The organism is Burkholderia sp. Bp8991, assembly GCF_003853795.1.
Taxonomy (GTDB): Bacteria; Pseudomonadota; Gammaproteobacteria; order Burkholderiales; family Burkholderiaceae; genus Burkholderia.
Genome location: NZ_QTQJ01000011.1, coordinates 37,276 through 58,081, shown reverse-complemented (window position 1 = coordinate 58,081; position 20,806 = coordinate 37,276). Strand labels below are relative to the sequence as shown.

The window sequence follows — 20,806 nt, the reverse complement described above, 5'->3', positions numbered from 1 at the left end:
TGCGGGATCGGCCCGGGCGGGTGTGACCTGTTCGATGCCGGCGAACCGGCCTTCGGGGCGTGAAAAACGAACGGCGGTAGTGATTTTCCGATGAACGAGAGGGCTCGATGAACCGATTCAGCGTGGACGGAAAAGCGCTTGGCGATTGGGCGAAGTTTCACGACTACTTCGCGAGCGAATTCGGATTTCCGGGTTACTACGGCCGGAACATGGATGCATGGAACGATTGCATGAGCGACTATTGCTACGAGCACGGCATAGTGTCGCTGCGGATCGACGATGCGGGAGCGTTGAAGGATCGCAATCCGGAGATATTCGCCGCGCTCGTCGAGTGCAGCGCGTTCATCAACTGGCGAGCAACGAAGGAAGGGGGCGACCCGTTGATCGTGTTGTCCTATTGGGCGTAGTCGTGGCGTTGACGTTGCGTTGAGTTGAGTCGCATCGTGAAGCCGATCGCCGGGCCGGCACGCAACCGCATCGCGCGCGCCTGCCCGCATCGTCGAGAACGCAGCCGCCTTAATGCGTGACCGTTTCCCGTTCGCTTGCTCTCACGGCAGCCGCGTCTCCACGCCCCGCATCCGCCAGAACCAGATCCGCGCCTTTCTCCGCGACCATCATCGTCGGCGCGTTGATGTTGCCCGACGTGATGTTCGGGAACACCGATGCATCGACGATCCGCAGCGCCTGCAGCCCGTGCACGCGCAACGACGCATCGACCACCGACGTCGCGGCGTCCGGCCCCATCGCGCACGAGCCGCACAGGTGGTAGATCGAACCCGACTGCTCGCGGAAATACTGCAGCATTGCTTCGTCGGAATCGACCTGCGGCCCCGGCGAGATTTCCTCGACGGTCATCGACTTCAGCGCCGGCGCGCGCATCAGCGCACGAATCACCTTGCTGCCCTGCACGGCCTCGTCGAGATCCTTCTGCGTGGTCAGCGCATTGATGTGGATCTTGGCGGCATCTTCCGCGCGGTTCGAGGCGATCTCGATCGTGCCGCGGCTCGTCGGCCGGCACGGGTTGAACGCGATCAGGAATCCGGAGTAAGGCTCGGGCTTGATGCTCGCGCGGTCGCTCTTGGGGATCCGGTACGACAGCGGGTTGAAGTAAAGCTGGATGTTCGGCTCCTGCGCATCGGCCGTGCCGCGGAAGAAGCCGCCCGCCTGGTTCACGCTCATCGCGAGCGGGCCGCGCTTCGTCAGCAGGTAGCGCAAGCCGATCTTCATCTTGCCGAGCATGGTACCCATCTCGTCGTTCAGCGTCGGCCGGTTCGCCTTGAAGTAGAAGCTCACGCACAGGTGGTCCTGCAGGTTGCGGCCGACGGCCGGCAGCGCATGCACGAGCGGCACGCGCCGGCGCGCGAGCAGCGCCGGATCGCCGACGCCCGACAGTTGCAGCAGCTTCGGCGTATCGACCGCGCCGGCCGCGAGGATCACCTCGCGCGCGGCGACGAGCGTTTCGTCGCCGTGCCCGCCCGCGATGACCACGCCGGTCGCGCGCGTGCCGTCGAACGTCACGCGCCGCACGAGCACGCCCGAGCGCAGCGTGAGGTTCGCGCGGCCCAGCGCGGGACGCAGGTACGCGAAGCTGCTTGAACAGCGTTCGCCGTGCTTCGTGTTCAGGTCGTAGATGCCCGCGCCCTCGAACTGCGCGCCGTTGAAATCGTCGGTGCGCGGCAGGTTCAGTTCGCCGCAGCCCTTCAGGAACTCGTGGACGATCGGATGCACGTCGGCCTTCATCGACGTGATGTGGATCGGCCCCGTCGCGCCGTGATGCTGCGGATCGGTCGCGCCGGCCGCGTGGGTTTCGAGCTTGCGGAAGTACGGCAGCACGTCGTCGTACGCCCAGCCCGGATTGCCGGCGGCCGCCCAGTCGTCGTAGTCGCTGCGCTGGCCGCGCACGTAGACCATCGCGTTGATCGAGCCCGACCCGCCGACCACCTTGCCGCGCGGGCAGTACAGCTTGCGATCGGCGAGCTGCGCCTCGGGCTCGCTGTAGTACATCCAGTTGTAGCGGCGGTTGTAGTAGGTCTTCGTGAAGCCGACGGGCACCTTGAACCAGAACGACGCGTCGCGCTCGCCCGCTTCGAGCAGCAGCACCGAGTGCCGGCCCGATTCGCTCAGGCGGTTCGCGAGGATGCAGCCGGCCGAGCCCGCGCCGACGATGATGTAGTCGTAGCTCATGTCTGTCCTTTGCGCTCAGCCCTTCGCGGGAGCGAGATCCTTCACGTCGACGGGGTGTTCGCCCATCTGCAGGTGCAGCCGTTCGCCGGTGTACGGCGTGTGGCGCCTCACGACGTCCATGTCGAGCTCGATGCCGAGGCCCGGCTCGTTCGACGGGACGATGTAGCCGTCTTCCCAGCGGATCGGCGTCTTCACGACTTCGGCGTGGAAACCGCCCCACGTCATGATGCTTTCCTGGATCAGGAAGTTCGGCGTGCAGGTCGCGAGCTGGATGCTCGCGGCCGCGCCCACCGGCCCGTTGTACAGGTGCGGTGCGATCTGCGCGTAGTGCACTTCGGCGAGCGTCGCGATCTTCTTCGCTTCGAGCAGGCCGCCCACACGCGCGACGTTCAACTGCAGGATCGATGCGCCGCCCGCCTGCAGCAGCTTGTGGAATTCGTACTTGGTGGTCAGGCGCTCGCCGGTCGCGATCGGAATCGACGTGTGCTTCGCGACCTGCGCGATCGCCTCTTCCTGGCCGGGGGGCACCGGCTCCTCGAACCACAGCGGGTCGTATTTCTCGAGCCGCTTCGCGAGCCGGATCGCCGACGACGGCACCATCTGCCCGTGCGTGCCGAACAGCAGGTCGGCCTTGCTGCCGACGGCTTCGCGCACCTTGCGGCAGAACGTCTCGCAGCGGTCGAGCACTTCGAGCGACAGCTGGTGGCCCGAGTAGGCCGTGTACGGGCCGGCCGGGTCGAACTTGACGGCCGTGAAGCCGAGCTTCACGTTCTCGGCCGCGCATTCGGCCGCGAGGTCGGGATCGTCGTAGTCGTATTCGCCTTTCGCGTTCTTCGGGTACAGGTACGTGTACGAGCGCAGCCGCTCGTGGATCTTCCCGCCGAGCAGTTCGTACACGGGCTTGCCGGCGGCCTTGCCGATGATGTCCCAGCACGCCATTTCAAGGCCGCTGACGACACCCATCATCGTGAGATCCGGTCGCTGCGTGAAGCCGCTCGAATAGGCCTGGCGGAACAGCCGTTCGACGTGATGCGGGTCGCGGTTCAGCAGATGCCGTTCGAACACGTCGTCGATGATCGGCGCCATCGCCTTCGGGCCGAACGTCGCCGAGTAGATCTCGCCGACGCCTTCGATGCCGTCGTCGGTCTTCAGCTTCACGAAGATCCAGTACATCCCGCCGACATGCGGCGGCGGCACGGCGACGATATGGGTTTCGAGCGAAACGATCTTCATGCGGACTCCTGGATACGGGAAAGGCGGTTGAGGCGGTATTTGAGGAACGCGGCCGCGCCCGCGCCGCAGAGCGCGATCGCAGCGATGTAGCCGAAATAGAGCTGGTAGCCGTGCGCGCCCGGCCAGGTATGCGTCACGTAGCCGTTGATCAGCGGCACGAACACGTCGGGCGAATAGCCGAGCACCGAGATCAGGCCGATCGCGAGGCCCGCGCAATGCGTCGGCACCTTGCAGTCGTCGAGCAGCGACCAGTACAGGCCGCGGATCGCATAGGTGAGGATGCCGATGAACAGCACGAGCACGACGAGCATCGCCTGCGGGCTATGCGCGGGTGCTGCGATCAGCCCGACGAGCGACAGCGCGGCGAGGACCAGCGCCCAGAACAGCACCGACACCTTCGAGACGCGGTCGCCGAGGAAGCCGCCGCCGATGCCGCCGACGGGGCGCATCCACAGCTTGAGCGTCGTGATGAAGCCGGCCGCCGTCGCGCTGAGCCCGAAATTGCCTTCGTGCAGGTAGGCCGAGAAGCTGTAGGTCGCCCAGAACACCTGGTAGCCGCAGAACACGATCGCGGCGACGAGCCACAGCTCGGGGATCGCCGCGAGCGTCTTCAGGTCGGTCAGCACGCTGCCTTTTCGGCGTTCCGTCACGGCCTTGCGATCGCCCGCGCCCGCCGGATCCTTCACCAGCGCGAGCAGCACGCCGAGCGCGATGCAGAAGAACGCGTACAGATGCACGACGAGCGTGAAGCCGGCCGCATCGGTGCCGCCGCGCGCCTGCGTCACGTAGGCGAACAGCGTGATCGCGATCGTCGCGAGCAGCGCCTCGACGAGCCCGCGGCCGCCGTCGAGCAGCCCGAAGAAACGGCCCTGTTCGTCGGGGCCCGCGATCATGTTCACGCGCTTGATCACGGCGGCCCAGAACGTGAGGCCGGTGGTCAGCCCCCAGCCGCCGAAGATCAGCACGAGCGTGTCGAACGACGGCCCGGTTGCGTAGACGAGCCCGAGCGCGCCCGTCGCGAGCAGCGAGAAGCAGATCAGCCAGCGCGGCGACAGGCGGTCGGCCAGCCAGCCGCTCGGCAGGTAGCTGACGAGGAAGATCGTGCCGAGCGACGAATACAGGTAACCGAGCTGCACGTCGTCGATATGGAAAAACTGCAGCATCGTCGGCTGGTACACCTGCCGCAGATACAGCATCGGGTAGATCGCGCCGGCGGCAATCACGAGCAGCAACAGTTGCAGGTAGCGTTGCGCGCGGGAATGCTGCGACGCGTGAGCGTCGTCGTGCAGCGCGAGCGACGCGGCGGGCGTCGACGGTTGGGTCGGCATGATGTCTTCCTCCATCAGGCGTCCTTGAGGCGGACGCCTGCAGGTTTTTTATGTTCTGGTGGGTCAGGGGGCGGCGCGCGGCGGGGTGTCGCCGTGCGCGCGCCGGAAACGGTGCTTGCGTGCGGCGGTGTCAGTACTTCATGACGACGAGGCGCGTCTGCGTGAATTCGAGCATCCCGTGCTTGCCGTCGTCGCCGCCGAGGCCCGAGCGCTTCCAGCCGGCGTGGAAGCCCTGGTACGGATCGGCCGGCGTGCGGTTCACGTACAGCTCGCCGGCCTCGATCGCGTTCGCGACGGTCATCGCGGTGCGGTAACGCTCGGTATAGAGCACCGACGACAGCCCGAACTGGTGGTCGTTCGCCTGCGCGATCGCTTCGTCGATCGTCGTGTAGCGCAGCACGGGCATGATCGGGCCGAAGGTTTCCTCCTGCACGATCTCCATGTCCTGCCGCACGCCGGTGAGCAGCGTGGCCGGGTAGAAGAAGCCGGGGCCGTCGGGAATCGCGCCACCGGTTTCGAGCGTCGCACCCGCCGCGATCGCACGTTCGACCATCCCGTGGATGTGTGCGCGCGCCGATGCGCTGACGAGCGGGCCCATCCGCGTGGCGTCCTGCGCACGGTCGCCGATGCGCACGGCGGCCATCTTCTCCTTCAGCAGCGCGACGAAACGGTCGTGCACGCTGTCGTGCACGTACACGCGCTCGATCGCCGTGCAGAGCTGGCCGCAATGGGTCGTCTTCGACGCGACGAGCGCGGCGGCCGCGCGTTCGAGGTCGGCGTCGGGCTCGATGATCGCGGGCGTCTTGCCGCCGAGTTCGAGCGACGGCTTCGCGATGTTCGCCTTGCAGTAATCGAGCACCTTGCGGCCCGCGTTCACGCTGCCGGTCAGCGTGATCATCCCGACTGCCGGGTGCGTGCACAGCGCTTCGGCCGTCGCGTGATCCATCGTCAGGATGTTGACGACGCCAGGCGGGAAGCCCGCTTCGTCGGCCGCCTTCGCGATCTCGAACGCGGACACCGGCGTGTGGTTGCTCGGCCGCACGACCACGGTATTGCCGGCGATCAGCGCGGGCGCGACCTTGCGCAGCAGCGTGTAGACGGGATAGTTGAACGGGATCAGGCATGCGACGACGCCGATCGGCTCGCGCTGCAGGAACAGGTTCTCGTCGGGCGTGTCGCTCGGGATGATCTCGCCCTCGATCCGGCGCGCCCACTCGGCGTGATAGCGCGTGATCTGGCCCGCGTAGACGGCCTCGTTCGACGCGTCCTCGATGCTCTTGCCGGATTCCTGCGCAAGCGCCGCGCCGATTTCGGGGGCACGCGCGGTCAACGCATCGGCGAAACGGTGCAGGTACACGGCGCGCTCGGCGCTCGGCAGCTTGCGCCACGCCTTTTGCGCGGCGGCCGCGGCGTCGACGGCGGCGAGCGCGTCGGCCGGCGTCGCGGCCGGCACGCGCGCGAACGGCGCTTCGGTGGCGGGATTGTGGACCTCGATGAACGCGTCGCTTTCCGGGGCGACGAAACGGCCGTTCACGTAGTTGCGTTCGGTGCGCATGAAGTGACTCCTCCGATGAATGCGGGCGGATCGCTTCGGGTGGCGACACGCGCGGTACGGGACAGAGATCATTCTCTTCATGCGTTTAGCGCACGACAAACGACTTATTTTCGCGTCGAGCATGAGAAAAACGCACGTTACTCGTTCGATCGGCCGGAATCGCGCGTCCGGCAAGGCTTCCGTGGCGCGGGCGGGGAGCGGACCGGCGGTGGCGAGGCCGCATTTTTCGACTGATCCGGATGCGCGCGGGGGCGGGAGCCGGTAAGGTGTCGGCCGCGGTCGGTGCTTCGGCGCCGGCGGGGCGGTCGGCTACGCGTGGCGCACGGATCGTGTGCTAGGCCAGCGGCACTTGCGGCAGCGGCGACGACGGTTCGAGATGGCGCTTCGCGAGCCACACTTCCTGCTGCAGCCAGTCGCGGAACTGGACGATGTGCGGCAGGTTCGTCTGCTCGGGCCGCGTGACGAACCAGTACGACTGGTGGCCGTCGACGTGTACGTTGAGCACCTGCATCAGCTGCCCGGTCGCGAGTTCGCGCGCGACCATGTGGCGATCGGCGATCGTGATCCCGAGGCCGTCGATCGCCGCGCGGATCGCGTGGTCGAGCAGGTCGAATTCGTAGCCGCCGCGCGTGTCGACGTCGGCGATGCCGGCGGCCTTCAGCCAGTGCTGCCAGGTCAGGTAGCGCTGGTCGTCGGTGGCGAGCACGTGCAGCAGCGTGAAGCGGTTCAGGTCGATCGGCGCGCCGTCCTGTCGCAGCCGCGCATACAGCGCGGGCGCGCAGACGGCGATATGCTGCTCCTGCATCAGCAGTGCGTTGTCGAAGCCGTCCCATTCGCCGTCGCCGAAGCGGATCGCGCAGTCGAGCACGCGCGATTCGCCGAGACTGTCGTGGATGCGGGTCGTGAGGCTCAGCTCGAATTCGGGATGCGCGTCGCGCAGCCGGCCGAGCCGCGGCATCAGCCAGCGCGCGGCGAAGGTGGGCGGCACGTTCGCGCGCAGGCGGTTCAGGTGGGTTTTTTCCTGCAGGCTGCGAACGGTCAGCTCGATCTTGTCGAACGATTGCTGCAGCGCGCGCAGCAGCACGCGGCCGGCCGCCGTCAGTTCGAGCTGGTGATGGCGGCGCTCGAGCAGGGTTTCGCCGAGCTGGCCCTCGAGCTGGCGAACCTGGCGGCTCACCGCGCTCTGCGTCACGTTGAGCAACTCGGCCGCGCGTGTGAAGCTGCCGGTGCGGCCGGCCATCTCGAAGGCTTTCAGCGCGTTCAGCGCCGGCATCTTGCGTCTCACGGGGCGGTGTCGTGTCTGGTGCGGGATGCTTATTGTAGGCGGGCGGCGCGGGCGCGGGGACGATGAATGGATGCGACGGAGGGCGCGGGCCTCAGGGGCTTTTGCGGCGCGGCGGTTGGCGCGCCTCGTTGCGATCGGGCTGCCCGCAGGATGGTCGGCGGCGCCGGCCCGCAACAGCACGAACGATACGAACGATACGAACGATACGAACGAAAGGGACACACATCATGCGACGCCTGCCATCGTTGATCGCGCTGCGATTTTTCGAGGAGACCGCGCGTCACCTGAGCTTCAACCGTGCGGCGGTTTCGCTGTGCGTGACGCAGGGGGCGGTGAGCCGGCAGATCCGGCTGCTCGAGGAGGCGCTCGGCGCGCGGCTGTTCGAGCGCGATCACAAGGGCGTGCGCCTGACCGATGCCGGCCAGCGGTTGCTGCCGTTCATCGGGCAGGCGTTCGATACGATCGAACGCGGCGTCGACGAAGTCGCCGCCACGCGGCCGGGTGCGAAGCGGCGCCTGACGGTGTCGCTGCCGCCGACGTTCGCGACGCAGTGGTTTTCGCCGCGGCTCGGCACGCTCGCGCAGGCGCTGCCCGACGTCGAGCTGTCGATCCGCACCGAGCCGGCCGACGACTGCCATTGCCACATCCGCTTCGGGCGCGCGGCGCGCGCGGGGATGCAGTCGGAGCTGCTGCTGATGGAGCGGCATGCGCTCGTCGGCGCGCCGCGTTATCGCGGCGATGCGCTCGACGTGCTGCTCGGCCGGCTGCCGTCGCTGCATGTGCTGCACGAAGGCAAGCGCCTGACGCTATGGGCCGACTGGTGCGAGCAGGCCGGCGTGCCGGTGGCGCGGATCGCCGACGGCATCGAGTTTTCCACGCTCGAACAGGCGATCCGCGCGGCGCGCAAGGGCGCGGGGCTCGCGGTGGTCGACCTGAACATGATCGAGGAGGAGATCGCCGAGGGCAGCCTCGTGCGGCTGTCGCCAGTGCAGCCGATCGGACCGTTCGGCTATTGGCTCGATGTCGAGCCGGAGAGTATCGCGGTCGAGCACGTGGTTGCGTTTGCCGCGTGGTTGCGGGGGCAGGCGGGGCGGCGGGGGTAGGGCGTGGTCGGGGCGACATGATCGTGTGCCGATACCCGTTGTCACGAGGTCGTGCGGATCGCCCCGGTCGCTGTCGTCGATTCTGTCAGAGAGTGTCACCAGCCGAGGAATACAAATCGGGGTCCAGGCCGAAGTGCATGAACGTTTCGCGGCTCCCGATGGCTCTGGCCTCGGCTTCCGAAATGATGGGTAACTTGCACTTCGACGGATCGATGCGTCCCACGTTGAAGACGGTTCTCGGCAGCGGCGCGGCGGGCGTGCTGATCGGCGGTGCGGCCAGTTCGGCGGAGGACGCACGCGCGAGATTGCGACGGAGTTCGTATGCGAGGAACTCTTCAAGGAGTCGTCGCATTTCCGCGCGCCGGACGACACGATTCCCGTTCGTCGTGCGCCTGCGTGCCGCTGACGGCCGCGCAATCCGGAATCGGGTTATCGGGCTATGCTTTTCTGGCATCGTAAATCCCCTTCTTGATCAAGTAATCGCGTAGCGCCAGCACGGATGCGCCATGCGATGCAACGTCGAATGTCATCCACCGATGTGATCCGGCGGCTCGCCAGAAGTCTCGTCCGATTCGAGTCGTATAAAGCATGCGTAGTGATCGAAGCGAGCCATCGGCCAGCCCGACCGGGTATCCCCGAAAGAACTGGAACAGCGCGGCTTCGTCTGCGTGCGCGCCAGGAATGGAAGCGTCGAAGCCGAACCTCGGCCACGCGTAGTATCCGTAGAGCCGCTGGCCGCCCGACTCCGGCGGCGCTTTGCGGCCGCCGATCGCGAAGGCGGTGATCCGGGCGATGCCCAACGTATCACATGCTCGAACGATTCTCCAGAGCATAGCCGCGCCGAGCCCGGCGGCTGCGCTGTCGACCAGATCGATTGAGCGAAGTTCGAGTACCTGCGAGTCGCCAGTTTGGAAGACGGATATCCGGTTTTCCGATTGGATCAACGTCGGGTGTGTGACGGAGAACGTCAGTCTGCCCGCACTGTCGAGATAGGCCTGTACGTCCGATCCGGACGGCGCGCCGCATAACGAAGCGAGCAACCCGTCAGGAACTTCGTCATCCATACCAAGCAATGCGGAGATGTCCAGATCGTTACGCTCGATCGCCAAGTGACCGTCGAAAAATGCCTTCTCGTACGGCAACGTATGACTGAGATCGACGGGTTGGGTAGACATGGCGGCCGGAAGAATGGAAAACCCCAGCATATCGCCGCGAATCCGCCGCGCCGAGTCCGCCGAACGGCCAACCGCGAGACGGAACGCCCGCCGTCCCGCCGGCCTTACGACCAGTCGAACGTCAGCAGCGCCGCGCGGCCGACCGGCTCGTATGGCCTGTTGCCCGGTGTAATGCGCGTCCAGTTCCTTGCGAAAGCCTGCGCCGTACGTGTCGGGCGGGTTCTCCGGATAGAAGTAGCGCGGGTCGCCGAGCAACGTATAGCGGTTGTTTTCGTCGAGCCGGAACCCGATCCAGTTCGCGCGCAGATAGTCGTTGTGGTGCGCGGCCGTGTCCTGTCCGACGACCGCGTCATAAGGTTCGACCGGGCTGAGCGGGTAGATTCAGCCTTCCCATTACGGATCGATCGCCGACAGGTCGATCGACACGAGCGGATGCAAATGGCGCACGAGTGCGGCCTGGTGCGCGGCGAGGACGTCGGTGTCCGACGCATAGACCTTCAGGCCGGGTTGTGGCGTGACGATGTCTTCGATCATGATCGGTGTCCGCATGGTGAGCGTTCGGCAAGGCTTCACGAGTGAAGGCGAAAACCGGATGAATGCCGGCGCCGCAGCAGCCTGTCGGAATCAGGTTCCGTTCATCCGCCCGATCGGATGTGAAAGCATTCGCGCTGCCCCTCTGGAGATCGTCTTCTTGATAATAGTTGATAGCCGGGATACGCTTGATGAATCGAATTCAATCCGTTCGGGAGGTCGACATGATCAGTGCGGAACTGGGCCGGCAACTGGAGGCTTATGTCGCGAAGCTGGTCGAATCGGGGCGTTACGGGTCCAAGAGCGAAGTGCTGCGCGAAGGCGTGCGCCTGATCCAGGATCGCGAGGCGCAACTGAACGCGCTGGACGCGGTGATCGCGCGCAGCCTGGCCGATGCGCAAGCAGGGCGCGGCGCCGAGGCGGCGGAAGTCTTCGATCGTCTCGAGGCGAAGTATCGGGCGCAGGCGGATCGGCAGGCCTGATCGTGCGCCTGCCCGATTTTGCGATTGCCGAACTCGAAGCGGTCGCCGATTACATTGCACGCGACAACCCGCAACGCGCCGTGACGTTCGTGCGGGAGATTCGCGACAAGTGCATGAGTCTGGCCGCGATGCCGCTGGCGTTTCCACTGGTGCCGCGCTTCGAGCGTTACGGCGTGCGGCACCGCGTGTACGGCAACTACCAGATCTTCTATCGAGTCCGTCGGCGATCCGCCGACGCGGATCGACATCCTTCACGTCCTGCACGGCGCGAGGGACTACGCGTCGATTCTGTTCTGAGCGAACGCGAGCATCTCATCGCGCCCGGAATGAGCGAGCCCGCCCACGACCGGGTGCGACAGAATCGCGCTCGATGTCGCCGGCGCGCATCGGCGGCGAGTCGAGGCAAAAGCCTCGCGCGCGATGAAGCCGGCGGCCACGCAGCCCGCCACCCTCGTCAATGCCCCGACGCTTCCTCCAGCGTCAGATGCTTCGTCTCCGGCGCCCACGCGATGGACACGATCATCCCCACCAGCAACACGCCCGCGAGCGCGAACATCGTCGCGTGAAAGCCGAGCGTCGCGATGCCGGCCGGCAGCAGGAACGTGCCGATCGCCGAACCGAGCCGGCTGCACGCGATCGCGAGGCCCACGCCGCTCGCGCGCACTTCGGTCGGGAAGCACTCGGGCGGGAACACGCCGACGAGGTTGCTGAACGCCGACATCGTCAGCGTGAAGATCGCGAACGCGACGATCATCGCGACGGCCGCCGCCGACGGCAGCACCGCGAGCGCGACGAGCGACGCGCACGTCACCGCGAACGAGCCGATCAGGAAGCCGCGTCGCGACAGCCGGATCGTCAGCCAGATGCCGATCAGCGCGCCCAGCACGAGAAACGCGTTCAGCAGCAGGTCCGCACCGAAGCCTTCGGCGAGGCCGATCGTCTTCAGGATCGTCGGCAGGAACGTGTAGATCGCGAAATACGGAATCACGAGGCACACGAAGAACGCGCAGTTGAAAAGCGTGCGGCGGATCAGGTCACGCCGGAACAGTCGCGCGAAGCCGGCATTCGCCTGCGGTTCGGCCGAACCGTCGAGCATCACGTGCGGCCCGAAATGTTTCGCGACGATGGCGCGCGCTTCCTGCACGCGGCCCTTGCCGAGCAGCCAGCGCGGCGATTCGGGCGTGCCGATCCGCAGCACCAGCACGATCAGCGCAGGCAATGCAGCCGACGCGAGCAGCCAGCGCCATGCGTCGGGCGCGGCGTCGCCGTACGCGAGGCCGAGCACGTTCGCGGCGACATAGCCGAGCGTCCAGATCACGCTGAACGAGCCGAGCAGCGCACCGCGATGCTTGCGCGGCGAGAATTCGGCGAGGATCGCGTGGCCGACGGTGAAGTCGCCGCCCATCCCGAAGCCGATCAGCACGCGCAGCACGCACAGTTCGAGCGGCGACGTGACGAAGAACTGCGCGAACGCGGCCGCCGTAATGATCACGAAGCTCGTCAGGAAGATCTTCTGCCGGCCCATCCGGTCGGACAGCCAGCCGAACACGAGGCTGCCGAAGAAGATGCCGATCAGCGCCGAGCTGCCGATCATCCCCATCCAGAACGCGTCGATCGGCATCTGCCTGCCGAGCGCGGCGAGCGCATAACCGATCGTGCCGAGCGTGTAGCCTTCGGTGAAATGCGCGCCGAACGTGAGGCCGGCGATCTTCACGTGGAAACGGTTGAGCGGCACGTCGTCGAGCGCGACGGGGCGGTGCGGCGCCTCGGCGCCACGCGACAGCGGCAACGCGCGCGCGGTGCCGGATTGAACGTTGGCTGGGGTCAAGCTGCCTCCTGGATTGTCATGCGCGATGCAGCGGCCTGCGCGGGCAGGAATGCCCGCGAGCGCCCTGCAAGGCGCCGCGCGCCCGGGCGGCGCGCGGCGCGGGGCGACCGCGGGGAGCGGTCAGCGGCCGAGGCCGGCCATCAGCGTGTACTTGAGCTCCACGTATTCGTCGAGGCCGTACTTCGAGCCTTCGCGGCCGAGCCCCGATTGCTTGACGCCGCCGAACGGCGCGACTTCGGTCGAGATGATCCCGTCGTTGACGCCGACCATCCCGCTCTCGAGCGCACCCGACACGCGCCACGCGCGGCCGAGGTCGCGCGTGTAGAAGTACGCGGACAGCCCGAACGGCGTGTCGTTGGCCGCGGCGACGGCCTCGTCCTCGGTCGTGAAGCGGAAGCAGCCGGCGACGGGACCGAAGGTTTCCTCTTCGGCGATCAGCATGTCGGGCGTCATGCCGGTCAGCACGGTCGGCTCGTAGAACGTGCCGCCGAGCGCGTGGCGCTTGCCGCCGGTGAGCGCGTGCGCGCCCTTCGCGGTTGCATCGGCCACGTGCCGCTCGACCTTGCCGAGCGCCGCCTCGTTGATCAGCGGCCCCTGGTCGACCTCACCGGCGAGCGCGTTGCCGACGCGCAGCGTGCGCACGGCGTCCGCCAGCTTGCGCGTGAACGCGTCGTACACGCCGTCCTGCACGAGGAAGCGGTTCACGCATACGCAGGTCTGGCCCGTGTTGCGGAACTTCGACGCGATCGCGCCCGTGACCGCCGCATCGAGATCGGCATCGTCGAACACGATGAACGGCGCGTTGCCGCCGAGTTCGAGCGACAGCTTCTTCAGCGTGTCGGCCGACTGCTTCGCGAGCAGCTTGCCGACCCGCGTCGAGCCCGTAAACGACAGCGTGCGCACGACGGACGAGCTCGTCAGCGTCTCGCCGATCGCGACCGCGTCGCCCGACACGACGTTGAACACGCCGGCCGGCACGCCCGCGCGCTCGGCCAGCACCGCGAGCGCGAACGCCGACAGCGGCGTTTCCTCGGACGGCTTCAGCACCATCGTGCAGCCGGCCGCGAGCGCGGGGCCGGCCTTGCGCGTGATCATCGCGAGCGGGAAGTTCCACGGCGTGATCGCCGCGACGACGCCGACCGGCTCGCGCGTGACGACGATCTGCGTATCCGGCTTCGGGCTCGGGATCACGTCGCCGTACATGCGCTTCGCTTCTTCCGCGAACCATTCGAGAAAGCTCGCCGCGTACGCGACTTCGCCGCGCGCTTCCGCGAGCGGCTTGCCTTGCTCGCGCGTCAGCAGCTCGGCGAGCGCATCGCGATGCTCGAGCATCAGCTCGCCCCAGCGCTTCACGCGTGCGCCGCGCTCCTTCGCGGTCAGCGCGCGCCACGCGGGAAACGCGTGCGCGGCCGCGTCGATGGCGCGCTGCGTGTCGTCGGCGCCGCCTTTCGCGACTTTCGCGATCGTCTCGCCGGTCGCGGGGTTCAGCACCGGATAGGTCGCATCGCTCGCGCCATGCGATTCGTGCCATTCGCCGCCGATGTAATGGCCGGTCCTCAGAAATTCGTTCATGGTGTGTCGTTCCTTCAGTGCATCGGAGCCGCAGCCCTTCAGTCCGTTGCGAAGCTACCCTGCGCCGGACGCGACGCGCGCGCGATGCGCTTGCCGGCCGTGTAGTCGTTGATCAGGTCGCACGGCGTGTAGTTGCGTTCCAGTTCGTGCAGTTCTTCTTCGGTGAGCTGCGTTTCGAGCGCGCCGAGCGCGCTGTCGAACTGCGCGACGGAATCCGCGCCGACCAGCATGCTCGCGACGCCGGGGCGGCTCAGCACCCACGCCTGCGCGATCTGCGCGGGCGGTACGCCGCGGCGCTTCGCGACCTTCGCGACCGATTCCGCGATCGCGAGCGACGCAGCGTCGCCATACATCTGCGCGGTGAAGAAGTCGGTCTGGTTGCGCGTCGATTGCGGCTCGCAGGTCAGCAGGCCGCGCGCGAGCGGGCTGAACACCGACACGCCGACGCCCTGGTCGATGCAGTACGGCACCATCTCGCGCTCTTCCTCGCGATATGCGAGGTTCAGCTGCAGCTGCATGTTGATCGGCTTGTCCCAGCCGTTTCGTTCGCAGGCCTGCATGATCTTCGCGAACTGCCACGTGTACATCGTCGATACGCCGATATAGCGCGCCTTGCCCGCGCGCACGATGTCGTGCAGCGCGCTCATGGTTTCCTCGACGGGCGTGTTCACGTCGAAGAAGTGCAGCATGAAGATGTCGACGTAATCCATCCCGAGCCGCTTCAGCGACCCGTCGATGCCGTCGAGCACGTGCTTGCGCGAATGGCCGCCCGCGTTCGGATAACTGCCCATGTCGTAGCCGACCTTGGTCGTCACGACGAGCTCCTCGCGGCGCGCGTTGCGCTTCAGGATGCGACCGACCACTTCCTCGCCGACGCCCGTCGAATAGAAGTCCGCGAGATCGATGAAGTTGACGCCGGCGTCGAGCGCGCGGCGCACGATCGGCTCGCTCTGCGCTTCGTCGAAGATCCAGGGCTTCCATTCGGGGGTGCCCATGTTCATCGTGCCGAGACACAGGCGGGACACCTTCAGGCCGGACTGGCCGAGGCGGACGTATTCCATGTTTCCTCCAGGTGCGGCCTTGTGTCGGCCGCTTGTCGTCGTCAGTTTTTCTTCGGGGTGTAGAACGGGTTCGACACGTCGCGCGCGGCGGCGAATACCGCATCGCGATGCGGCAGCCCTTCCATCGCGGCGACGATCGCGTTGCGGCACGCGCGATAGTTGTTCTCGAACACGGCATCGAGATCGTCGGTCTGCGGGTTCACCCAGTTCGCCGACACGACGACCCAGTCGTTTTCCGCCTCGGGCGGCAGCGTGCCGTTCTCGAGCGCTTCGGCCACGGCCTTCGCGATGCCGGCCTGCGACGCGCCCCACGTGGCGTTACCGTGGAAATCGCTGGCGATCTGCGCCTTGTTGACGTACAGCGTGAGCGGCTTGGTCGGCACGCCCGGCTGCGCGATCACGACGAACGGCGCATGGCCGGCCGACGGCGTCGCGAGGGCGGTGGCGAACGCCTGGCCCGCCGGGCCGTTGCGCGGGCCGACCAGCACGTTGATGTGCGCGAGGTTGACGCCGGGGCCTTCGAAGCCTTCGCCGATGTAAAGCTGCCTGGGTTGGGATGCGGTCATTGCGGTGTCTCGTCGATGAGGTTGGGAGTGAGGCGATTGTGGTGGGCCGCGACGCGGCCGGTGAATCGATGTTTTCTGATCGGGCTATGAGTTTTCGTCGTCTCCGGGAATGCCCTGAGCCCGGCGCGCGGAGGCCCGCCGGGCGGGCCTCGGCCGGCGTCGTGACGGCGGGCGGGGCGGGATCGGCGGGTGGGCATTCGCGAACCGGCTCCGGGTTTGTCATACCCGGGCAGGGGTTGGAGGGCCGGGCGCTTCCGGACAACAATCGGCGTGCTCCGAGCCCTATCTTTCGTCTTCCCTTCTTTTTTCGAAAGCGAGTAATTCCGATGGCTGCCATTCAAAGGCCCGATTGGTCGAAGCTCAGTTCGCTCGATCCCGAGCTGATCCGCGCATTCGTCGCCGTCGTCGAGAGCGGCGGCTTCACCGCTGCGGCCCGGCAACTGCATCGCACGCAATCGACGATCAGCCTGCGCATCCGCACGCTCGAGGAGCGGCTCGACACGCACCTGTTCATGCGCAACAGCCGGCGGCTCGAACTGTCGCGCGACGGCGAGAATTTCCTGATCCATGCGCGCCGCATCATCCAGGTGCAGAACGACGCGATCCTTGCGCTGAAGCAGGCGAGCAGCGATCGCGGCGTCGTGCGCTTCGGGCTGCCCGAGGACTATGCGGAGCTTTGGCTGCCCGACCTGCTGAAGTCGTTCTATGCGATGCGGCCGGGCGCGCGCTTCCACGTGCATTGCCGCACGTCGCTCGAACTGCTCGAACGGCTGCAGGCCGGCGAGCTCGACGTCGCGCTCGTCGTGCGGCACGGGCCGAACGCGGGCGGGCGGCTGCTCGGCCGGCACGAGGTCGTGTGGGCCGCGCACCGCGATTTCGCGCTCGGCCCGCAGGCGTCGGTGCCGCTCGCGCTGTTTCCGGAGACGTGCTGCTACCGGCAGCGCGGGCTGCAGGCGCTCGCGACGGCCGAGCGGCCGTATCACGTCGTCTATACGAGCCAGAGCCCGACCGGCATCAAGATCGCGGTGAACCACGGCGCGGCCGTGACGATGATCGACCGCTGCACGCTGCCCGAGAACTGGCGCGTGCTCGACGAGACCGACGGGCTGCCGCCGCTGCCGGCGGCCGATCTCGAACTGCATCGCTCGCCGGGCATCTGCGATCCGCTGACCGACGATCTGGTTTCGCTGATCGAATCGATGGTCGACGAGCGGCGGCGCGCGTCGCTCGAAGCGTTCGCTTAGCGGGGCGGGGCGGCGCAAACGCGGGTGAGATTGAAGCGAACCGCGGCGCGCGGCCGCAACGCGCGCATGACGACCGCGCGGCCCGTCGCAGCTCGGTGTCGTGTTATGTCCCCCGTGCCGTTTTTTGCACGGGCGGCCCGTTTTTTTGCACGACGTTTATCCGGTCTCTTCTAAGCTGGGGACGTGTCGAACAGCCGGGACGGCCTCCGTCCGCTCCATGACCTTCATTCATCCCGTTCCCGCCTGCGATGTCGCCGGCCGCCAGTTGCGCGCCGGCGCACCCGGCAATGTCATTCCGTTCCCGCCGCCGCGCCCGCGCCTGCAGTTGCCCGTCACCTTGACGGCCGATTCCGGCGAACGCGCGCACGCCCGGCTCGCGGCGCTGCTGCATTCCCCGCTCGGCGTGTATGTCGTCAGCGCGCGTGCCGTGCGCGACGTGGTCCACGTGCACTTCGACATCGCGCCGGAAGACCTGGATTTCACCCTGCACATGCTGATCGCGCAGCAGGCCGATGCGGTGATCGGGCCGGTCGCGCGCCGGTTGCATGTCGGGCCGAGCCCACGGTGAAGCTGGGAACGGTTGTTGCTCGTGGTTTGTCGTTCGTTCCTTGATGGCTTGTCCGATCCGCCGCCCGGTCGCCGGTCGCCGCGTCGTCCGCCCGCAGGCGGCGAACCGGCGCGCGATGCTGCGTGCGCGGCGCCGATCACGAATACGGAGGAGTCATGGATCTATTGGAAGCCGTACCTGTCGCGCGGCCGGCGAGCGGCCGGTTACGGACGGCGTCGCTGCCGTCCGGCCAGCAACTCGCGCGTCAGCTCGTGACGACGGTGCGCGTGGCCGAAATGCTGCTGCATCAGGCGATCGTCGTGCCCGACCGGCACCAGTGGTCGGTGGACACCGAGCGGGTCGACGCGGCCGGCGGGCCGCTCGAGGCCTGGGAGAGCTTCGTGACCTGGCGGATCGGCAAGGTGTTCGCAGCGTCGGTGAGCCCCGCCGCGCGCGTCAACGATCGCGACCAGGTCGCGGTCGAGATCCGGCTCTGCCTGCCCGAGCAGGACTACGTGGCCGGGCGGCGCGTGAGCACCTTCGGCCGCCGCCACGGCAACCGCTTCGGCGCGACGCTGTCGGTCGTGTCGGGCGCGCAGTGGGGCTGGCAACGCGCGGAGCACGTCGCGCCGGAACACACGCAGGTATGCGGCGATACGCTGGAAGCGCTCGTCGATCGGGTGGCCGCGAACGTCAATGCGGCGCTGGGCGCGGCCGGGTTCGGCGCGACGCGCTGATCACGCGTCGCCGGTCTGCCCGGTTTGCCGCTGCAGGTCTTCCATCAGCTGTTCCGCGAGAAAGTCGCACGGCGGGCGCTTCGATTTCGTGCTGCGCGCGAGGATCAGTTCGAGCGGCGGCAAATCGGGCAGCCCGTGCGAGCGGCCGAGCATCGACAGTTGCGCGGGAATCGCGCAGCGCGCGAGCGGCGCGACCGCGAGGCCGGCCTCGACCATGCTGAGCAGACCGAGCAGGCTCGGGCTTTCATACGAAGTGCGGAACGGCAGCTTCGCGCGTTCGAGGCTGCGGATCGCGTTCTCGCGCGCGACGCTGCCCGGCATGAACACCGCGATCGGCAGCGGCCGTTCTTCCCATACGCGCGGCCCGTTCGTCATCGCGGCCCACGCCATCGGCTCGTGGCGGATGAAGTCGCCGGACAGCCCCTTGATGCGCGTGCCGCACACGAGGTCGACCGTGCCGTCCTTCAGGAGCGGCGCGAGCGCGCTGCTCGGCAACCCGATCACCTGGATCTCGACCTTCGGATAGGTCGCCGAAAATTTCTTCAGCACCGACGGCAGCAGCGACGACGCATAGTCGTCCGGCACGCCGATGACCACCTTACCCGTCACTTCCGGCCGCACCACGGCCGCCCACGCCTCGTCGCGCAGCGCCAGCATTCGTCTGGCGAATCCCAGCAGCACCTCGCCTTCGCGCGTCAGCACGATGCTGCGCGGCTTGCGCACGAACAGCGGCCGCCCGATCGCGTCTTCCAGGCTCTTGATCTGCATGCTCACGGCCGATTGCGAGCGGTTCACCGCTTCGGCGGCGCGGGTCATGTTGCCGGTTTCCGCGACGGCGACGACGGTGGCCAGCACGTCGTGATCGAGCATCTTCATCGGTATCAGGAAAACTGAACGTAACGATCAGCATTATGCGTTTTTATTGTCGCTGTGTGTCTGCCATAGTGGCATCGAGCCGGCCGCATCGTTCGATGCGGTGCGGCGATCACGCCGGCGTGCCCGGCACGCAGCGCCGAACAGGGAAGAGTGGTGTACCGATGATGGATCATCCATTGCGTGCCGCACTGGCCGCGGAATTGCATGCCCGGCCGTTCCTGCGGCTCGCCGAAGCCGTGTCGCTCACGCACTACGCGATCTACGCGGACGGCCAGCCCGACATCCACGAAACGCTGCTGCACGCACTGTGCCGCGACACCGGCATTGCCGCGCCGCAGGACGGCGCGACCCACTACGCGGTGCAATCGCCGGGCGGCTGGTACCTGAAGTGGGAGCGCCACACCGAATTCTCGACCTTCACGTTCGTCGCGCCGCGCCGCGACACCGGTTATTTCGACGATCTCGCGATCGAAGGGATCCCGGCCGCCTGGTTCGCACGGCTCGCGGGCATCCGCTTCGTCGCGGTGCGCATGGAGTTGCTGTCGGGCGATGCCGCGCGGCTCGTGTGCGGCGACCTGCGCCGCTGGATCGACGGGCCCGCGCTCGTCGGCAGCAACGTGCTCGGCGGCGGCAAGGTGTTCTGCGACTGGCACGTGCGCGACGACGGCTTCATGCGCTTTCTCGTCGTCGACGAGGATTTCCGCGAGGAGCAGGGCGGCCGCCTGCTGCAACGCCTCCATGAAATCGAGACGTACCGGATGATGGCGCTGCTCGCGTTGCCGGTCGCACGGCGGATGAGCCGCGAGCTCGACGAGATCCACGCGGCGCTGCATGCGCTGATGCAGCGGATGGACGCGGGCGGCGCCGACGGCGACGACGCGGCCTTGCTCGTGAAGCTCACGCATCTCGCGGTGCGGGTCGAAGCGCTGTCGGGGTCCGGCGGCCGCTTCAGCGCGTCGCGTGCTTACGAAAAGCTCGTGCTGGCGCGCATCCACGAGCTGCGCGAGGAGCGCATCGAAGGGATGCCGACGATCGCGGAGTTCATGGAGCGGCGCTTCGCGCCGGCGATGGAAACCTGCCGCAGCGTGTGGGCGCGTCACGAGCAGATCGCCGCGCGGATCGCGCGCGCGGTCGACCTGCTGCGCACGCGTGTGAATCTCGCGCAGGAAAAGGACGTCACGCGCCTGCTGGCGGGCATGGAGCGCACCGCGCGCAACCAGCTGCATCTGCAGCATGCGGTCGAAGGGCTGTCGGTGGCGGCCATTTCGTACTACGTGCTGTCGCTCGCGACCGCGGCGTTCAAGGCGCTGCACGTGATGAACCTGCCGGTCGATCCCGAACTGGCGGAAGGCCTGCTGATCGCGCCGGTCGTGTTCGCGGTGATTCACATCACGCGGCGCACGCGCGCGCAGCTCGCGCGGTCGGAGGCCGCGCATGGCGGCGCTGCCGTGCAAGCGGCGGCGTTGAAACAGGCAAATTGAATCAGAACATCGACGACA

The 20,806-nt window shown here is 67.3% G+C and carries 21 protein-coding genes; 8 read left to right on the top strand and 13 right to left on the bottom strand.

The window, feature by feature from the left end; all coding sequences use genetic code 11:
• Window positions 1–107: 107 nt before the first annotated feature.
• Window positions 108–407: a barstar family protein gene (locus tag DIE02_RS14955; RefSeq protein WP_124487042.1), complete on the top strand. Its 300-nt coding sequence runs from the start codon at window positions 108–110 to the stop codon at window positions 405–407.
• Window positions 408–516: 109 nt separating this feature from the next.
• Here DIE02_RS14955 and DIE02_RS14950 read toward each other — a convergent pair whose 3' ends face one another.
• From DIE02_RS14950 to DIE02_RS14930, 5 genes are all read right to left on the bottom strand, one after another.
• Window positions 517–2,184, bottom strand: coding sequence for a GMC family oxidoreductase (locus DIE02_RS14950; protein ID WP_124529270.1), 1,668 nt, complete (start codon window positions 2,182–2,184; stop codon window positions 517–519).
• Between the two features lie 15 nt (window positions 2,185–2,199).
• Complete coding sequence (locus DIE02_RS14945; protein ID WP_124529268.1) at window positions 2,200–3,417, bottom strand: mandelate racemase/muconate lactonizing enzyme family protein; 1,218 nt, start codon at window positions 3,415–3,417, stop codon at window positions 2,200–2,202.
• Entirely contained in the window at window positions 3,414–4,745 is a 1,332-nt protein-coding gene (locus tag DIE02_RS14940; RefSeq protein ID WP_185500414.1) for a nitrate/nitrite transporter, read from the bottom strand. Before DIE02_RS14940 ends, DIE02_RS14945 begins: the two co-directional genes overlap by 4 nt.
• Before the next feature lie 130 nt (window positions 4,746–4,875).
• Window positions 4,876–6,300, bottom strand: coding sequence for an aldehyde dehydrogenase (aldA, locus tag DIE02_RS14935; protein WP_124529266.1), 1,425 nt, complete (start codon window positions 6,298–6,300; stop codon window positions 4,876–4,878).
• A 334-nt stretch (window positions 6,301–6,634) separates the two neighbouring features.
• The gene (locus tag DIE02_RS14930) at window positions 6,635–7,573 is read right to left on the bottom strand and encodes a LysR substrate-binding domain-containing protein (RefSeq protein ID WP_011356424.1); all 939 of its coding nucleotides are present in this window, start codon (window positions 7,571–7,573) and stop codon (window positions 6,635–6,637) included.
• Window positions 7,574–7,812: 239 nt separating this feature from the next.
• Between DIE02_RS14930 and DIE02_RS14925 the strand changes: the two genes are divergently transcribed.
• A complete protein-coding gene (locus tag DIE02_RS14925) occupies window positions 7,813–8,688 on the top strand; it encodes a LysR family transcriptional regulator (RefSeq protein WP_124487037.1) in 876 nt (291 codons plus the stop codon).
• Between the two features lie 85 nt (window positions 8,689–8,773).
• Here the strand turns inward: DIE02_RS14925 and DIE02_RS14920 are convergent, their stop codons facing one another.
• The 3 genes from DIE02_RS14920 to DIE02_RS35515 form a co-directional block, all read right to left on the bottom strand.
• Window positions 8,774–9,040: a hypothetical protein gene (locus tag DIE02_RS14920; RefSeq protein WP_124529264.1), complete on the bottom strand. Its 267-nt coding sequence runs from the start codon at window positions 9,038–9,040 to the stop codon at window positions 8,774–8,776.
• An 85-nt stretch (window positions 9,041–9,125) separates the two neighbouring features.
• A complete protein-coding gene (locus DIE02_RS14915; protein ID WP_260441503.1) occupies window positions 9,126–10,118 on the bottom strand; it encodes a hypothetical protein in 993 nt (330 codons plus the stop codon).
• 138 nt (window positions 10,119–10,256) lie between these two features.
• On the bottom strand, window positions 10,257–10,397 hold the full coding sequence (locus DIE02_RS35515) for a hypothetical protein (RefSeq protein ID WP_185702627.1): 141 nt from the start codon (window positions 10,395–10,397) through the stop codon (window positions 10,257–10,259).
• Window positions 10,398–10,618: 221 nt separating this feature from the next.
• Between DIE02_RS35515 and DIE02_RS14910 the strand changes: the two genes are divergently transcribed.
• Complete coding sequence (locus tag DIE02_RS14910; RefSeq protein ID WP_124487144.1) at window positions 10,619–10,876, top strand: type II toxin-antitoxin system ParD family antitoxin; 258 nt, start codon at window positions 10,619–10,621, stop codon at window positions 10,874–10,876.
• 2 nt (window positions 10,877–10,878) lie between these two features.
• Entirely contained in the window at window positions 10,879–11,442 is a 564-nt protein-coding gene (locus tag DIE02_RS36325; protein ID WP_311766823.1) for a type II toxin-antitoxin system RelE/ParE family toxin, read from the top strand.
• Here the strand turns inward: DIE02_RS36325 and DIE02_RS14900 are convergent.
• The 4 genes from DIE02_RS14900 to fae all read right to left on the bottom strand — a co-directional run bounded on the left by DIE02_RS14900 (window position 11,331) and on the right by fae (window position 15,903).
• Window positions 11,331–12,665 carry an MFS transporter gene (locus tag DIE02_RS14900; RefSeq protein ID WP_260427293.1) on the bottom strand — a complete coding sequence of 445 codons (1,335 nt, stop codon included), beginning with the start codon at window positions 12,663–12,665 and terminating at the stop codon, window positions 11,331–11,333. The genes DIE02_RS36325 and DIE02_RS14900 overlap by 112 nt on opposite strands.
• A 159-nt stretch (window positions 12,666–12,824) precedes the next feature.
• On the bottom strand, window positions 12,825–14,276 hold the full coding sequence (locus DIE02_RS14895; RefSeq protein ID WP_124529262.1) for an NAD-dependent succinate-semialdehyde dehydrogenase: 1,452 nt from the start codon (window positions 14,274–14,276) through the stop codon (window positions 12,825–12,827).
• A gap of 38 nt (window positions 14,277–14,314) precedes the next feature.
• On the bottom strand, window positions 14,315–15,337 hold the full coding sequence (locus DIE02_RS14890) for an aldo/keto reductase (RefSeq protein ID WP_124487033.1): 1,023 nt from the start codon (window positions 15,335–15,337) through the stop codon (window positions 14,315–14,317).
• Window positions 15,338–15,378: 41 nt separating this feature from the next.
• A complete protein-coding gene (gene fae, locus DIE02_RS14885) occupies window positions 15,379–15,903 on the bottom strand; it encodes a formaldehyde-activating enzyme (RefSeq protein WP_011356415.1) in 525 nt (174 codons plus the stop codon).
• 326 nt (window positions 15,904–16,229) lie between these two features.
• Between fae and DIE02_RS14880 the strand changes: the two genes are divergently transcribed.
• The 3 genes from DIE02_RS14880 (at window position 16,230) to DIE02_RS14870 (ending at window position 18,431) form a co-directional block, all read left to right on the top strand.
• Entirely contained in the window at window positions 16,230–17,147 is a 918-nt protein-coding gene (locus DIE02_RS14880) for a LysR family transcriptional regulator (RefSeq protein ID WP_044848054.1), read from the top strand.
• Between the two features lie 217 nt (window positions 17,148–17,364).
• The gene (locus DIE02_RS14875; RefSeq protein WP_124529400.1) at window positions 17,365–17,715 is read left to right on the top strand and encodes a hypothetical protein; all 351 of its coding nucleotides are present in this window, start codon (window positions 17,365–17,367) and stop codon (window positions 17,713–17,715) included.
• Window positions 17,716–17,870: 155 nt separating this feature from the next.
• Entirely contained in the window at window positions 17,871–18,431 is a 561-nt protein-coding gene (locus DIE02_RS14870) for a hypothetical protein (protein ID WP_124529260.1), read from the top strand.
• Here the strand turns inward: DIE02_RS14870 and DIE02_RS14865 are convergent, their stop codons facing one another.
• Window positions 18,432–19,307 carry a LysR family transcriptional regulator gene (locus tag DIE02_RS14865; protein WP_044848057.1) on the bottom strand — a complete coding sequence of 292 codons (876 nt, stop codon included), beginning with the start codon at window positions 19,305–19,307 and terminating at the stop codon, window positions 18,432–18,434.
• A gap of 161 nt (window positions 19,308–19,468) precedes the next feature.
• On the opposite strand from DIE02_RS14865, the gene DIE02_RS14860 reads away from it, so the two are divergent.
• Window positions 19,469–20,788 carry a DUF3422 family protein gene (locus DIE02_RS14860; protein ID WP_124487031.1) on the top strand — a complete coding sequence of 440 codons (1,320 nt, stop codon included), beginning with the start codon at window positions 19,469–19,471 and terminating at the stop codon, window positions 20,786–20,788.
• Window positions 20,789–20,806: the final 18 nt, after the last annotated feature.